The following is a 15,962-nucleotide window of genomic DNA, read 5'->3' as shown; positions in this document are numbered from 1 at the left end:
TAAAAAATCAGAATTAGGGTTCATGAATTTAAAATAATAAAATTGAAATAATAAAATATTATATAGCACCTCCCATTTGAGCTCCTTGATTAGACTCACCTTCTTTTTGGTCATCATTCTTTATTCCACGTTGTTTACACGTTTTGCTTTTTGAGTCTACTTGACCGAAATTGGAAGTAAAGCAAAAAAGATGTTCTTCAATATCATTAGTAGTTACATCATCAGTACCGAGAATGGTAAAAATAAATTGGTAAGACTTGAGCGTAGCAAATTTGAAAAAAAACATAAACCTAACACAAATACTATTTGCTATAGAAGATGAAGGAAGTACTATATTTCATAATCGTCTTTTAAACATTAAAGTGTTAAATCAATTTAGGTCTAAAAACTAGTATTACTGTTTTACTTTACACAAGAATATCCAAAAAAAAAGCGTTGTAGTTAATACTACAACGCTTTATAAAAATATAATTACAAATATCTTATTTCCCGATACAAAAATTAGCAAAAATATTACCAAGCAGTTCATCATTACTTACTTGACCAGTAATCTCACCGAAATAATAAAGTGCTTGACGAATGTCTATTGCCATTAAGTCTGCTGATATATTTGTTTGTAACCCCCATTTCACCTTTTCAATTTCTTCTAATGCTTTTAACAACGCATCATAATGTCTGGTGTTGGTTACAATAGTTTCATTATTTCTCAATGCTCCAGTATTTACAAAGCTCAATAAACTGTCTTTTAACCCCTCTACACCTTCTTTTTCTTTAGCAGACATGAATAATAACTCTGGTATGTATGTCTGACAGCTAGTTATTTGCTCTTCACTTAATAAATCTCTTTTATTGCAAACTACTAATAAAGGTTTTAGTGGATATTGATTTTTTAATTTCTCTACCTCTACTTTAATCTTCTCCAGTGTGCTTTCATTCAATTTACCTCCGTCTATTAAATAAATTACAACTTGGGCTGCTTCTATCTTCTCAAATGTTTTTTGAATCCCAATGCTCTCTACCACATCTTTCGTCTCGCGTATTCCCGCAGTGTCTATAAATCTAAAGCCAATTCCATCTATTACCAATTCATCTTCAATAGTATCTCTAGTGGTTCCTGCTATCTCTGATACAATTGCGCGTTCTTCGTTCAACAATGCGTTTAATAGTGTTGATTTACCTACATTGGGCTCTCCCACTATTGCAACTGGTATTCCATTTTTAATAACATTTCCTACTGCAAACGAATCTATCAATCTTTTTAATACAAATTCTATGCGCTGAATGAGTTCACGAAACTGAGTACGGTCTGCAAATTCTACATCCTCTTCAGAGAAATCAAGTTCTAACTCGATTAGAGATGCGAAGTTTAATAATTCTTCTCTCAACTTAGCTATTTCACTAGAAAAACCACCGCGCATCTGTTGCATAGCTATCTGATGACTTGCTTCATTATCTGAAGCAATAAGATCTGCTACAGCTTCTGCTTGAGAAAGGTCTAACTTGCCGTTTAAAAAAGCACGCATAGTGAATTCCCCTGCTTGTGCCATTTTACAACCCTTTCTCAATAGCAATTGTATAATTTGCTGCTGAATGAATGTAGAGCCGTGACAAGATATCTCAACGGTGTCTTCACCCGTATAAGAGTTAGGCCCTTTGAACAAAGATGTCAATACTTGATCTATTACTCGATCACCATCTACTATATGTCCTAAATGCAATGTGTGCGTTTTCTGTTTTGTTAACTTCTTCCCTTTCACCGATTCAAAAACTTCTTCCGCTACTTTAATTGCATTTTTTCCAGAAACTCTTATAACAGCAATAGCTCCAGCTCCTGAAGGAGTAGCAAGGGCTACAATGGTATCTTGTAAAATCATATTCATTCAATCTTTAAAGGTGCAAATATACGGTTTTATCGTCTGTTTTCTAAAATGCTCTTTTTAGTAGTTCTAGATGATTTAAAGCTTACATTTTTAAAAAAAATCAAACTATATTCTTATCTTTATGGAACAAACCAAATTAGATTACTATGAAAAAGATACTATTTCCTACAGATTTTTCAACTACTGCTAATAATGCCTTGGTTTATGCTTTAAAGATGGCTGAAAAATATGGCTCTACTCTTTATGTATTACACGCATATGAAATGCCTGTGATTTCTGCGACTGCCAACCCTGTAATGGTTCAAGATGTTTATAAAACGATTGAACTCGGCAAGTTTGAGAACTTTAAAGACCAGGTACCTTTCATTAGACAGATTGCAGAAGAACAAGGTTTATCACATGTTCCTATGTTATACATTTTAGAAGAAGGGTTTTTAAATTCAATTATAAAAAAATGCGTCAAGGAAGAAAATATTGACCTAGTTGTCATGGGAACTAATGGAAACTCAGGATTTGACAAAAAACTTTTAGGTTCAAACACAGCTAATGCTATCTCATCGCTACATATTCCTGTTTTAAGCGTTCCTCATAATGCAGTATTTCATGGAATACAAAACATAGCCTTTACTACTCTTTTTAAAGACAAGGATTTAGAGATATTAGATAAGCTTATTCCTATTGCAAAAGTTTTTGAGGCTGAAATAGAATGTTTACATATCTCTTCAGAAAAAACTACCATTAACGGTCAAAAGCTTGCAGAATGGCGAGAACGATATGAAAATGAACCTATTTCTTTCCATTTCATAACTAGTAAAACCGTTGACGAGGCTATTTTTGAGTTTATGGATGATGAAGATATTGACTTGGTTGTCGCTGTTACTAGAAGTAGAAACTTTTTTGAAAAACTGTTCAGCTCTAGTATGACTCGTAAATTGAGTTATCATATGGACACTCCAGTATTAGCATTCCATGAAGAGTAATTTCATATCTTTATATTAATTGTTACGTATAACCCTGTTTCAAAATGAAATGGGGTTATTTTTTACTTTTCATTTACTGAACTACTTCTAGGATGAAATTTCTCCAAGACCGAGCGTAAATGTTCTCTATTTACATGTGTGTAAATTTCAGTAGTGGTAATAGACTCATGACCTAATAGCAACTGTATAGCACGGATATCCGCTCCATTTTCTAATAAATGAGTCGCATATGAATGTCTGAATGTATGGGGGCTTATCTGTTTTTTTAACCCTATTTCTACTGCTGCATTTTTAACGATAGTGAATATCATCGCTCTTGTAAGTTGCCTACCTCTCCTATTCAAAAAAACAATATCACTGTACTTAGAATCTATTTTTAAATGAGATCTTATCTCTTGCATATATCTATTTATAAATCCCATTGTATCGGGACCTATAGGAACAAAACGATGTTTTTCTCCCTTTCCAATAATTCTTATAAATCCTTCTTCGAAAAACAAATCCGATTTTCTTAAATGCGTAAGCTCACTCACTCGCAGCCCACAACTGTAAAGTGTTTCTAAAATCACACGATTTCTATATCCTTCTGGAGTAGAATGGTCTATTCCTTCCATCAATAAATCTATCTCTTCTAAAGCTAAAACATCGGGTAGTTTGCGTCCAGTTTTTGGTACTTCTATTAAATCCATAGGAGACTTATCTAAACAACGCTCCAGTAGCAGGTAATTGAAAAAGCTTTTTAAACCAGAAATAATACGTGATTGAGTAGTTGGAGCAACTTCTGCATTTATTTGATATAAGAATGCCTGAATTAAATCGGGTGTAACTTCTAGTGGACTAATAACTTCATTATATTGAGCTAAATATGTTATTAAACGCTCAACATCAAATGTATAATTGGCAATAGAATTTTCAGACAGAGCTCTTTCAAGCTTGAGATAAGTGCGAAAACTGCTTAAATAGTAGTCCCAATCTTTATGTATCATTAACACTGCTTTAAAAATCAAAGATACACAAAACAAAAAGAGGAACTGCTTTCACAGTTCCTCTTCCTTATTTAAGATAAGATAATTCTAAATTAGAATTTGTAGATCAAACCAAATTTAGCAGAATCAAAGAAGTTATCAAACACGTTGATATTTGCATTGAATTCACTAACTGATTCTTTTCCATCTTCTTTCATAGAATCATATGAAATAACGTCTGCCAAAGTGAAAGATAAAGCTACATTTGGAGTTAAGAAATAATCAAAACCTAAATGTAATCCAGTGCTAATTCCTTTTGCTTTAACGTCAGCGATATCATTTTTTAATTGGTTGAATCCAACTCCAACTTCAGCATAAGTATGGAAACGATTACCTAATTCCAAGAAATTATAACGTCCGAAAACACCTCCGTAGAAGTTATTAAATTTCTCCGTTTTAACACCTGCAACTTTTTCTGTTTCATTACCAACTTGGAAAGAAGCTCCAACTGCAAATTTGTCATTTAGCATATAACCAACTTTTGGGTTAAAGTTAAAGCTAGATGTTTTTGTTTCAGTGTTTTTATCGTTTGTAGAGTTTAATCCGAAATTTCCTTCTACGAACACATCACTTTGTTGGAATCCGTAAGTAGGTTTGTCTTGAGCTTGAGCAGTTAATCCGAAAGCTAAAACAGCTGCTAATGATAATACAATTTTTTTCATTGTTAGATTATTTTGAATTATTAACTAGACAAATTTACAAAAGTTTACATGAAGATAATGTCATTTTTACATAAATATAACATTTACAATAAACAATATTTTACAATCATCACTAACATACTCACTTGCAATTACATAAAAAACCAAGTATATGACAAGTTTTAATGTTAAAAATCTTAAATCACTCAACTAGGTAACTTATATAATAATTCACATCTACTGTGTCTTATAGTTTTAGTGAATATTTTATAATCGATCAAATGCAATTACTATACCGTTTCTTGCGTTTTAACTTGTATTCCAAACGCTTTAAAGGTTCATAATACCTAGTAAACCTCTTCGAATTTTAATTATATTTGTATCATACATTTACAATCCTATGAAAATAGCAATCCTAAACGGACCTAATTTAAATTTATTAGGAAAAAGAGAACCTAGTATTTATGGCTATCAATCTTTTGATCAATTCTTCTTGCTACTAAAAGAACAGTTTCCACAAGTTTCTTTCACCTATTTTCAAAGTAACCATGAAGGCGAATTAATAGATTCATTACACAAATACGGATTTGAGTATGATGGCATCATTTTGAATGCAGGGGCATACACACACACATCAATAGCGATAGCAGATGCAATCAGTGCAATTGAAAGCCCCGTTATTGAAGTTCACATCTCTAATGTACATTCAAGAGAATCTTTTAGAAGTCATTCTTATATTGCAGCTGTATGTAAAGGTTCTATATCTGGTTTTGGTTTAAATAGCTACACACTAGCACTTCAATCCTTTTTGTATTAAAATAACCTAAATGAACAAACTCCTTCTTGTTTTAACGTTATTACTTCTTCACTTGAATGCATTGGCTCAAATTTCGGGTCGTATTATTTCAAATAAAGGAGTTCCTCTCGAACAAGTGGCTGTTTTTGTTGAAAACACAACTCTGCTTACATTTACAGATAAATGGGGTAACTTCACTATTGAGGAACCTGCCAAAAACACTTATATATTTTTTCAAAAGGAGACCTACGAAACAAAAAAAATTAGCTGGCACCCCAAAAGATCTTCTAACAAAATCGAAATAGCTTTAGAGTCTACCATACTAGATCCTAATTTTTTTTCTACAAAACCACTAGACCCTTTCGCTCTCTTCATTGTTCAAGCAGCTAGTAAAAACCGAAAAACTGCTGAAATGAGCAAATATACTGTTGACTTTTATTCAAAAGCTTCTTTAGAACTAAGTAATAACAGAGCTAAATTTTTAGGACAGGAACGCAAAGACTTAAATCCAGCTCTTGACACCGACACTGTTCATGATAAATTTTTCTATTTAAGTGAACTTTCTTCATCTTTAACTTTTAAAAAACCTGACTATTTCAAAGAAAGAGTTTTGGGTATGAAAGAAAGTGGTAATAACAATGGTTTAGAATTTCTTACGGGAACAGATGCACATATTGATTTTTATAGAAAGGAAATTTCTCCAACTCTAAAAGTGATTTCCCCTCTTGCACCTATTGCTCCGAGCTATTACTTTTTTCAATTAGAAAGAAGTTTTAAATCTAACAACCATACCATATATCAGATTAAAGTTACACCTAAAAGAAGTAACGAACCGGTTATGGAAGGTTTCATCTATCTAGTTAAGGACTCTTGGCAGTTATATGCCGTCGATGCAAAGATTAAAGCTGCTAATATTGGTGTTACGAAAGTGGACGAATTTTATTTACAACAAAATTTCGTATTTGACGAAAAACATCAAACATGGGTTAAGGATAAACAATACTTAGATTTGAAAGGAAAATTTCTTGTTTTCAATTATTACGGTAGTTTTAAATCAACTTTTACGAACTATAAGATTGTTGACACTCTTTCAAAATCTGATTTTACTAGAGAACTAATTCAATATGAGAAAGACTTTAGTAAAAAGGGAGATTATTTTTGGGTAATGCACAGAAAAATCCCTTTAACTGAAAGAGAATCCAATCGATTTGACAGAAGCGAACAACTATTGGAAAGTAGAAATGTGAAATTAGTCTTAGATTCTATCGACCGTGGTACTAACGCTTTTACCTTGTTTAAATTAATAAAAGGTTATGAGTACCACAACTCATTCAAAAATAGAAAATACGTTTACCAAGGACTTATATCTTCTTTTGCTTTTAATCCCGTACAAGGCTTTAATGTAAATACTGGATTAGTATTTACACAAAACAGAAAAGACGAGCGTAAAACAGAGTTAGGTGTAGTTCTGAGTTATGGTATTGAGGAAGACAAACCTCGTTTTTCCGGTTTTGCCTCTCATATGTTTAATAAGAAGAATTATAACACTCTTAACCTTTCTGGTGGAATGATTATTGAACAATTTGGTCAAGAAAAAGCTCCTATCAAAAACATTATTAACTCTATTGCAGGCGCTTGGTTCGGAAAGAACTTTGCTAAATATTATCAAAAAGATTTTATTAAAATTGCTTATGAACAATATGCTTTTACCGGTTTAAAATTAAAATCAAGCTTTGAATACGCAAGCAGAACGCCTTTGTTTAACAACATTATTTCTCCTCCATTTGTACCAAGTTTAAATTTCAGCTCAAACAATCCTATAGACGACTCAAATTACACAGACGCTCCTTTTGAGTCACATAGCATTTTTAAATTTAACGCAGGTATCGAATTGGTCTTCGATCAAAAAATTATAAGCTACTCAAATCAAAAGCAATATATCCGAAACTCTAAATATCCTGTCCTTTCACTTCAATTGGAAAAAGGTTTAAGTTCTAGTATTAAGAAGTATGATTACACATTTATTTCGCTATCTACTAAATACAACAGCTCCATTGGCTCTATTGGAAATCTAAGCTTTGGTTTTGACACAGGAAAATTTATCGAGCAAAATGATATTGCTTTCATGGATTATAAGCACTTTTACGGTAATGAAACGCCGATTGGCTCTAGCCCTGATTACAATAAGCAATTCAATTTATTACCCTATTATGAATATAGTACTCGGAAATCGTATATTGAGTATCATATTGAACACGACTTTAAGGGCTTCATTATTAATAAGATTCCTATTTTAAATAAAACTCGATATTCTCTTATATTAGGTTTTCATCACTTAACAGTCGAGGACAAATCTCCATATCAAGAGTTCAGTATCGGTTTAAATAATTTTGGATTCGGTAAATTTAGACCATTTCGAATTGATTATTTTAGGTCTAATTACAATGGAGGCTTTAAAGATCAAGGAATAATTCTAGGTATTAAAGTATTGGATTTAATCCAAAAATAAAAAACATCAATCTTTATCACCAGACAGTACGGATTTCTATCTAGAGACCTTTAAGTGTTCTTTCTATTTTTCTAAAATCACTGACACTCGTTTAATTATTTTAAAAAAAAAGGAGTAAAACAATATGTTTCACTCCTATGTATGTAATATAAGAAAACGTTTCAGTTTAATTGACTCTTTCAATTTTAGCGCCTAATGCACGTAGTCTTTCATCGATTCGTTCATATCCTCTATCGATTTGGTCAATATTTTGAATAATACTTGTACCTTTTGCAGATAAGGCAGCAATCAGAAGAGATATTCCTGCTCGTATATCTGGTGAAGACATATTGGTCGCCTTTAGTTTTGATTTAAAATCATGTCCAATAATGACAGCTCTATGCGGATCACACAAAATAATCTTTGCCCCCATATCTATCAACTTATCCACGAAGAACAATCTGCTTTCAAACATTTTTTGATGAAGTAGAATCTCCCCTCTTGCTTGAGTTGCAACTACTAGTATAACACTCAATAAATCTGGTGTTAAACCAGGCCAAGGTGCATCAGAAACAGTTAATATAGACCCATCTATAAAATTTTGAATTTCATATCCATTAGTATGAGCCGGAATATAAATATCATCTTCTCCTGACAACTCTAGCGTAATCCCTAATTTTCTAAATGCTGTTGGTATTAATCCCAAATGTTTCCAGCCTACATTTTTTATAGTTATTTCGCTTTGTGTCATGGCTGCTAAACCTATCCACGAACCTATTTCAATCATATCTGGAAGGATACGGTGATTACAACCACCTAAAGCACTCACTCCTTCAATTGTCAATAAATTAGAACCTACTCCTTGAATTTTAGCTCCCATTGAAATCAACATAGAACACAATTGCTGCGTATAAGGCTCACAAGCAGCATTATAAATTGTAGTAGTTCCTTTTGCCAAAACAGCAGCCATTAGAATATTAGCTGTTCCTGTAACAGAAGCTTCATCTAAAAGCATATAAGTTCCCTTCAGTTCTTCTGCTTCCACTCCATAAAAATGGTCTTCTTTATTATATCTAAAAGTAGCTCCTAAATTAATAAAGCCTTCAAAATGGGTATCTAAACGCCTTCTTCCGATTTTATCACCTCCTGGTTTTGGAATATATCCTTTTCCAAAACGTGCCAATAATGGTCCAACCAACATGATCGATCCTCTTAGTGCTTTTCCTTCTTCCTTGAAATCTTCTGATTCTAAATAACCAAGATTTAATTCATCTGCTTGGAACGAAAATTCGTTAGCTCCCAAACGTTCAACCTTTACCCCTAGTTTTACCAATAAATTGATCAGTTTGTTGACATCAATAATATCTGGTATATTAGAAATAATAACTTTTTCAGGGGTTAACAAAACGGCACATAACACTTGCAGGGCTTCGTTTTTTGCTCCTTGTGGATGAACTTCTCCACGTAAAGTAACGCCTCCTTCAATTTTAAATGTTCCCATTTCTATTTTTTAGTTTTTGAGTTTTGATAATTTTTATGTTGTTTCTTTCCTTTGGGATTATTGTTTGTAAACCCGCTTTTATTTGATACCTTTTTATTGACTTTTATTAAATCTGAAGAGGTAGACAACTCTTCTTCTTTCTTGAAAAGATTTATCTTTCCATTAGATAATTCACATAGATGCTCAAATATCACATCATCCTTTACAGTGTCTTTATTCCAACTCAAATAACTTTTTTTCATGTGATTAGCAATCACCATAATTAAAGCATCCTTCATTTCTCCTTCTTCCCACTCCATAGCTTTATCTATCATATACTTGATATTATTACCATAGAAACGGTATTTTGGGAAATTCTGTGGATAATCTAATCGCTCTGGCTTAGTACTTACTGATTCTCTACTTGGTATTGGAAATGGACTCTCTACATCTAATTTAAAATCCGCTATCATGAATAGCTGATCCCACAACTTATGCTGAAAATCAGGTACATCTCTTAAATGAGGATTCATGCTCCCCAAAACAGAGATAGCATATTTAGCAGCTTTATTTCTCTCAACACTGTCTTCAATTGAAACAACATGTTCAATCAATTTTTGAATATGTCTTCCATATTCAGGTATGATTAAATGCGATCTTAGAGCGTTGTATTCCAACTCTGAGACTATCTTTTCCGTAACTGCTTCCATAATGTGGTTTGTTTTTAAACGAGTCGTAGCATTTTGTTTTTAAAAACAAAAACTACCACTAAAATACTATAAAACTATTGACGCCTTATAGTGAAAATGAAGAAAATTATAGAGATACGATTCCTTCAATTGAAGACATATCTTTATACTTATTAATGACTGCTTCTGCATTAGGCATAACTACACGAATAGAAACACTAGTAAACTTTTTAGTACTTGAATCACGCGTTTCGATTTCTGCATCTAACCCATCAAAAGCTTGTTCAATACGAGCTACTTTAGAAATATCCGCGGGAACAATAAATTTAAACAAATAAGAATTTGGCCATGAAGTGCTTTTTTCTAATTCCCCTTTTAGTCTCTCGTAGAACTCTTCTGTTTTCGTATCCATTATTGTATTATTTACGCAAATATACGGTTTTTATATATATTTTAAAATGCTTTTATCACTGTTTAAGAATCATAGGTAGTTAAAGAATTTTAGTAACCAAAGTTTTTATTGTAATTTTGCGCTTTCATATTTTTTTGAGGCGAAATGAATAAAAACATCATTTTAATTATAGGAGGTCCTGGATCAGGCAAAACAACTTTAATTGATTATTTGTCGAACCAAGGACATGTGTGCTATCCTGAGATTTCTAGAGAGGTTACTTTAGAGGCTCAAAAAAAGGGAATCGATCAACTTTTTCTAAAAAACCCATTATTATTTAGCGAGTTGCTTTTAGAAGGTAGAATAAAACAACATCAAAAAGCTTGTGAAGAAATGGTTGATGTAGTTTTTATTGATAGAGGTATTCCTGATGTTCTTGCCTATATGCATTATATTGGAGATCAATACCCTGAATCTTTTGACTTGGCTTGCAAAAAACATACTTACTCAAAGATCTTTTTACTTCCACCTTGGGAGACTATTTACCAAAGTGACGAAGCTCGTTATGAAAACTTTGAACAAGCAAATACCATTCACTCACACTTAGTCGAAACTTATAATAAATATGGCTATAATCTAATTGAAGTTCCAAAAGATACTGTAGCAAATCGGGCAGATTTTATCTTAAACCAATTATAATATAAGAAGGGTACATTTAAAACTTGTAACCCTTCTTTTTTTTGAATACTTTTATACTTAACGGACAAAATAGTGGCATGATTCAACCAATAGAGTTACTACGAGAATATTGGAAACACTCGGAATTTAGAAATCCACAAGAAGCGATTATCCAAAATGTTCTTGCAAACAAAGATACTTTTGCACTGCTACCTACTGGAGGCGGTAAAAGTATTTGTTTTCAAATTCCAGGTCTTATTCTTCCCGGTATATGTCTTGTCATATCCCCGCTTATTGCTCTTATTGAAGATCAGGTTCAAAACTTACAACATAAAGGTATTAAGGCTACTGCAATTGTGGGCAGCAATAGCATGGAAGACATCTCTGACATTCTTGACAACTGCATGTATGGTGACTATAAATTCCTTTACCTCGCACCTGAACGCCTGCAGCAAGCATGGATTATTGAGCGCTTGGAAAAACTTAAAATTAATTTAATTGCAATTGACGAGGCACATTGTGTTTCCCAATGGGGTCATGATTTCAGACCAGCTTATCTACAAATTCATAAACTTAAAGAAGTTTTCCCAGACAAACCTTTTATAGCACTCACCGCTTCTGCTAACCTTCAAGCACAAAACGATATTATAGAACTACTTAAGCTTGAGAAACCAACAGTTTTTAAAAAAAGTTTCTATAGAGACAATCTGTATTATGGGGTATACAAAGTAGAAGACAAAGAACAAACTATCTTTAAAATTCTTCATAAAAATCCAGCTCCGACTATTATTTATGCTAGAAATAGAAAACAATGTCAACTTTTTTCAGAAAAACTAAACCAACTTAATTTTCAAAGTACTTTTTTTCACGGGGGACTATCATCAAACGAAAAGAAAAAACGCTTGAAATCATGGCTTGATGAAAAAACACCTATTATCGTCGCTACTAATGCTTTTGGAATGGGAATAGACAAAGACAATGTAAAAAACGTCATTCATATACAAATTCCCGAAAATATCGAGAGTTATTACCAAGAGGCTGGTCGTGCTGGAAGAAATGGAGATAAAGCTTTTACTACACTCCTCATCAATCATGAAGACATACAACTAAATCATATCTCATTTAGTAACACTCTTTTTGACAAGGACTTTCTATTGCTTGTTTACAGAAAACTAAACAACTTTTTAAGAATTGCTTATGGTGAGGGTTTTAATTCTCAACACAGCTTTAATTTTAATGCATTTTGCACTCTATATAAGTTACCTACAAAGAAAACATTCAACGCCTTACAATTTCTAGACCGTCAAAGCATTGTTAAATTCTCACAGAACTTTGGTAGTAAAACCAACATTCAATTTACTGCCTCTAGCAGTGTTCTCCTTGATTATGCGTCGACTGATGAAAATGAAGAGAATTTTCTTTTACATCTTATTAGAAATTACCCCGGTATCAATGAATTCAAAATAGACTTAAATTTAGAAAAGATTTCAGAACTGATTGATAGTGAAGTAGAATTGTTAAAAAACTATTTGCTAAAATGGCAAGAGAATGATTTATGTATATATGAACCAGAAGACAATGACATTTCCATGGTATTTTGCGAAGCAAGAGAAGACGACAGAACTCTTTATAGAACTCTCCCCTACCTTAAGCAGCAAAATGATTTAAAGAAAAAGCAGTTTAAATCTATGTTGTTCTACGTTGAGAATAACGATATTTGTAAAAACAAAATCATACTGCACTATTTTGATGAAGAGTGTTTAAAAGATTGTGAAAAATGCTCTAGCTGTCTAAAAAAGAAAAAAAATGAAGTTATTCCGAATTTAAAAAAACTAACTACGGATATTACAACGCTTTTAGAAATTGGGCCGAGAAGCATAGAAGATATAGAACAGCTTCTAGAAACTAACTCAAAACACATTCAGACAGCAATTATGTTATTGTTGGAAGAAAACAGAATTACACCAAACGAAAATAATCAATATATACTAAAATGAAAGATCTTCGTATCGTATTTATGGGAACTCCAGACTTTGCAGTCGGTATCCTAGACGCCATGATCCAAAATCAATATAATGTTGTAGCTGTAATAACAGCTCCAGACCGTCCGGCAGGACGTGGACAAAAAATAAAATACTCCGCAGTAAAAGAATATGCTTTGGAAAAAGAGCTTAAAATTCTACAACCAACAAACTTAAAATCAGAAGAGTTTCTTGACGAATTAAATAGTTTAAATCCAAACTTGCAAGTAGTAGTTGCCTTCCGTATGTTACCTGAAGTTGTTTGGAGAATTCCTGAACTTGGAACTTTCAATCTTCACGCTTCTTTACTTCCTGACTACAGAGGAGCTGCTCCTATTAACTGGGCAATTATAAATGGTGAAACTAAAACTGGTGTTACAACCTTTTTCATTGATGAAAAAATTGACACCGGAGCAATTATATTACGTAAAGAAACATCTATATTACCAGAAGAGAATGCAGGAGCTTTACATGATAGATTAATGAATTTAGGAGCGATAGCTGTTGTTGAAACGTTACAAGCCATTCAAAACGATTCTGTAAAGACAATACTTCAACCAGCTGAAGAAACTAAAACAGCCTATAAATTAAATAAAGATAATTGTAAAATTGATTGGTCTAAATCAGGTCAAGAGATTCACAATCACATAAGAGGATTAAGTCCTTACCCAACTGCTTGGTGCGAATTTAAAGATGAAGACGAATCATGGACAGTTAAGATATATGAAAGTCTATTTGAAGCTTCAAATCATCAAGATTCCTTAGGTACCATAATTACTACTAAAAAAGAAATGAAAATTGCCGTTTCAGATGGATACATTCACATACTTCAATTACAGTTTCCTGGAAAAAAACAAATGTCTACTGCAAGTCTATTAAACGGGATAAAACTAAGTAAAAGCGCTAAAGCCTTATAACACATAGGCTTCGAGGGTTTTTATAAAAAACAAGGTAAGTTATCAACAAACAGTAAAAAGTTATTAACAATGGTAAAGTATTTATTGCTCAACACTTGCTTTATAAAGGAATAACTTTAAATTTGTATGAGAACGTATTAAAATAACCGTTAAAAAAAAATTATTATGAACAAAACAGAATTAATTGATGCAATTGCAGAAGATGCAGGAATCTCAAAAGCAGCAGCTAAAAAAGCACTAGAATCTTTTTTATCTAATGTTGGTGAAACTTTGAAAAAAGGTGGTAAAATCTCTTTAGTAGGTTTTGGATCTTGGTCTGTATCTGAAAGAGCAGCTAGAGATGGTAGAAATCCTCAAACTGGTAAAACGATTCAAATTGCTGCTAAGAACGTAGTTAAATTTAAAGCAGGTTCAGAGTTAGAAACTGCAGTTAACACGAAATAATATTAGTATCTTATACGATATAAATTAGACCTTACTTATTACAGTAGGGTCTTTTTTATGTTCAATAATGCAAACTCTCTTTTACACCCCAAACTTATGCTTCCCTCATTTATAAATAAAGGTGATTTTCTGCTTTCATTACCCACAACAGCAACTGGAGATAGTGTTTTTTCTAGATCTGTTATAATACTTGCAGAATACGAAGAAGAAGGAGCTATTGGTTTTATTTTGAACAAACCCCTAGACATTGAAATAAATAGTTTAATATCGGAAATAAACGCAAATTTCACTATATATCACGGTGGTCCAGTTGAGCAAGATAAAGTCTTCTTTCTTCATGTTAGACCTGATCTTATTTCCAATGGGGTTGCCATTAATGAACATATGTATTGGGGAGGAGATTATGATCAAGTTGTACACCTAATCAATTCAAAAAAACTAGAAAAAGAAGACATTCGTTTTTTCTTAGGTTATTCGGGATGGGATTTTGATCAACTACATAATGAAATAGACGATAACTTCTGGATTCATATTTATGATAATATTGATTATAAAAAAATATTCCTTACCCCCTCTCAGACTCTTTGGAAGTCTTTTATTCAAGATCTAGGTAAGGAATATTCTATTTGGGTAAACGCCCCTGAAAATCCAGATTTTAATTAAGATAATCTGATTTTCGCATTAAGTCTTTTCAGTAATTCCTGAGTAACATTTGTAGTATACTCTTTTTTTCTATACTTACTCACTGCCTGAACCCCAACAATACAGTTTGTTAAAAATAACTCATCTGCTTTCTGTAATTCAAATGGTGAAACGGATTCTTCTACTAATTCATAATCCTTATTGTTAGCAATTAATTCAATTATTTGCTTACGCATTACTCCTTTTACACATCCGTCTGAAACAGGTGGTGTTTTAATTTGATTTCCCTTTACAACAAACAAGTTTGACTGTAGAGCTTCTATTACATTTTTTTCATCATTTAATACTAAACAATTTTCAAAACCATTCTCTTTCGCAAAAATACTTCCTACAACTTGAACTAATTTATTAGTCGTTTTTAAAGTCGATAACAAATGTTTAGTAATATAAAAATCACGAAACAATTCTACTTCATATGTCCCTTCATTAAAAACATACATTTCGTTTAAAAGCCTCTCTGAAGTCACAACGTACCCGATTGATTGCTCTTTTGGTAAGTAATAACCCTCTGAATCCCTATAAACCGTAAAACGTACTCTATAAGCCGTTGAAGAGTTGATATTCTCTATAGAAATAGATTTTTTAATTTCTTTCTCAAAAAACTCCATAGTAAAGTTCATCGGAATTTCCATTCTCAATATCCTCATTGAAGACATCAATCGAAAATAATGATCTTCTAAAAATAATACTTTACCATCTAAAACTTTAATTGTTTCGAAAACTGCATCACCATAGAGAAACCCTCTATTGGTTTCAATCGATATATTTGAAATAGCTTTTTGCTGTCCGTTTAAATTAACCATTATATGCCTCTATTTAAAAGAACAGCA

The 15,962-nt window shown here is 32.4% G+C and carries 16 protein-coding genes; 8 read left to right on the top strand and 8 right to left on the bottom strand.

What is annotated here, in order from left to right; genetic code table 11:
- Positions 1–58: 58 nt before the first annotated feature.
- Entirely contained in the window at positions 59–286 is a 228-nt protein-coding gene (locus tag BM024_RS12715) for a hypothetical protein (RefSeq protein ID WP_090681090.1), read from the bottom strand.
- 196 nt (positions 287–482) lie between these two features.
- Positions 483–1,874 carry a tRNA uridine-5-carboxymethylaminomethyl(34) synthesis GTPase MnmE gene (gene mnmE / locus BM024_RS12710; RefSeq protein ID WP_090681087.1) on the bottom strand — a complete coding sequence of 464 codons (1,392 nt, stop codon included), beginning with the start codon at positions 1,872–1,874 and terminating at the stop codon, positions 483–485.
- A 152-nt stretch (positions 1,875–2,026) separates the two neighbouring features.
- On the opposite strand from mnmE, the gene BM024_RS12705 reads away from it, so the two are divergent.
- Complete coding sequence (locus BM024_RS12705; RefSeq protein WP_090681085.1) at positions 2,027–2,860, top strand: universal stress protein; 834 nt, start codon at positions 2,027–2,029, stop codon at positions 2,858–2,860.
- Positions 2,861–2,922: 62 nt separating this feature from the next.
- On the opposite strand, the gene BM024_RS12700 is transcribed toward BM024_RS12705, so the two are convergent.
- On the bottom strand, positions 2,923–3,846 hold the full coding sequence (locus BM024_RS12700; protein WP_090681082.1) for a site-specific tyrosine recombinase: 924 nt from the start codon (positions 3,844–3,846) through the stop codon (positions 2,923–2,925).
- A gap of 92 nt (positions 3,847–3,938) precedes the next feature.
- Entirely contained in the window at positions 3,939–4,547 is a 609-nt protein-coding gene (locus BM024_RS12695; RefSeq protein WP_090681079.1) for an outer membrane beta-barrel protein, read from the bottom strand.
- A 379-nt stretch (positions 4,548–4,926) separates the two neighbouring features.
- On the opposite strand from BM024_RS12695, the gene aroQ reads away from it, so the two are divergent.
- Both aroQ and BM024_RS12685 read left to right on the top strand, forming a co-directional pair.
- Positions 4,927–5,343, top strand: a complete 417-nt coding sequence (gene aroQ, locus BM024_RS12690; protein WP_090681076.1) for a type II 3-dehydroquinate dehydratase — start codon at positions 4,927–4,929, stop codon at positions 5,341–5,343.
- 10 nt (positions 5,344–5,353) lie between these two features.
- Positions 5,354–7,831 carry a DUF5686 family protein gene (locus BM024_RS12685; RefSeq protein ID WP_143077779.1) on the top strand — a complete coding sequence of 826 codons (2,478 nt, stop codon included), beginning with the start codon at positions 5,354–5,356 and terminating at the stop codon, positions 7,829–7,831.
- A gap of 166 nt (positions 7,832–7,997) precedes the next feature.
- Here BM024_RS12685 and murA read toward each other — a convergent pair whose 3' ends face one another.
- The 3 genes from murA to BM024_RS12670 all read right to left on the bottom strand — a co-directional run bounded on the left by murA (position 7,998) and on the right by BM024_RS12670 (position 10,391).
- Positions 7,998–9,311 carry a UDP-N-acetylglucosamine 1-carboxyvinyltransferase gene (gene murA, locus BM024_RS12680; protein WP_090681074.1) on the bottom strand — a complete coding sequence of 438 codons (1,314 nt, stop codon included), beginning with the start codon at positions 9,309–9,311 and terminating at the stop codon, positions 7,998–8,000.
- A 2-nt stretch (positions 9,312–9,313) separates the two neighbouring features.
- The gene (locus BM024_RS12675) at positions 9,314–10,000 is read right to left on the bottom strand and encodes a DUF4290 domain-containing protein (RefSeq protein ID WP_090681073.1); all 687 of its coding nucleotides are present in this window, start codon (positions 9,998–10,000) and stop codon (positions 9,314–9,316) included.
- 106 nt (positions 10,001–10,106) lie between these two features.
- Complete coding sequence (locus BM024_RS12670) at positions 10,107–10,391, bottom strand: DUF493 family protein (protein WP_090681070.1); 285 nt, start codon at positions 10,389–10,391, stop codon at positions 10,107–10,109.
- Positions 10,392–10,535: 144 nt separating this feature from the next.
- Between BM024_RS12670 and BM024_RS12665 the strand changes: the two genes are divergently transcribed.
- From BM024_RS12665 to BM024_RS12645, 5 genes are all read left to right on the top strand, one after another.
- Positions 10,536–11,069 (top strand): AAA family ATPase, encoded by a 534-nt coding sequence (locus tag BM024_RS12665; RefSeq protein ID WP_090681068.1) that lies wholly within the window; start codon positions 10,536–10,538, stop codon positions 11,067–11,069.
- Between the two features lie 77 nt (positions 11,070–11,146).
- Positions 11,147–13,045, top strand: a complete 1,899-nt coding sequence (locus BM024_RS12660; RefSeq protein WP_090681065.1) for a RecQ family ATP-dependent DNA helicase — start codon at positions 11,147–11,149, stop codon at positions 13,043–13,045.
- Entirely contained in the window at positions 13,042–13,986 is a 945-nt protein-coding gene (gene fmt / locus BM024_RS12655; RefSeq protein WP_090681063.1) for a methionyl-tRNA formyltransferase, read from the top strand. Before BM024_RS12660 ends, fmt begins: the two co-directional genes overlap by 4 nt.
- 165 nt (positions 13,987–14,151) lie before the next feature.
- Positions 14,152–14,430 (top strand): HU family DNA-binding protein, encoded by a 279-nt coding sequence (locus BM024_RS12650; protein WP_090681060.1) that lies wholly within the window; start codon positions 14,152–14,154, stop codon positions 14,428–14,430.
- A gap of 96 nt (positions 14,431–14,526) precedes the next feature.
- A complete protein-coding gene (locus tag BM024_RS12645) occupies positions 14,527–15,093 on the top strand; it encodes a YqgE/AlgH family protein (RefSeq protein ID WP_090681057.1) in 567 nt (188 codons plus the stop codon).
- Here BM024_RS12645 and BM024_RS12640 read toward each other — a convergent pair.
- The gene (locus BM024_RS12640) at positions 15,090–15,935 is read right to left on the bottom strand and encodes an aminotransferase class IV (protein WP_090681055.1); all 846 of its coding nucleotides are present in this window, start codon (positions 15,933–15,935) and stop codon (positions 15,090–15,092) included. The genes BM024_RS12645 and BM024_RS12640 overlap by 4 nt on opposite strands.
- Between the last annotated feature and the right edge of the window lie 27 nt (positions 15,936–15,962).

Source organism: Myroides guanonis (assembly GCF_900114085.1).
In the GTDB taxonomy this organism is placed as follows: Bacteria; Bacteroidota; Bacteroidia; order Flavobacteriales; family Flavobacteriaceae; genus Flavobacterium; species Flavobacterium guanonis.
Note: the sequence above shows the minus strand (reverse complement) of the source record. Positions and strands in the feature narration are given on the sequence as shown.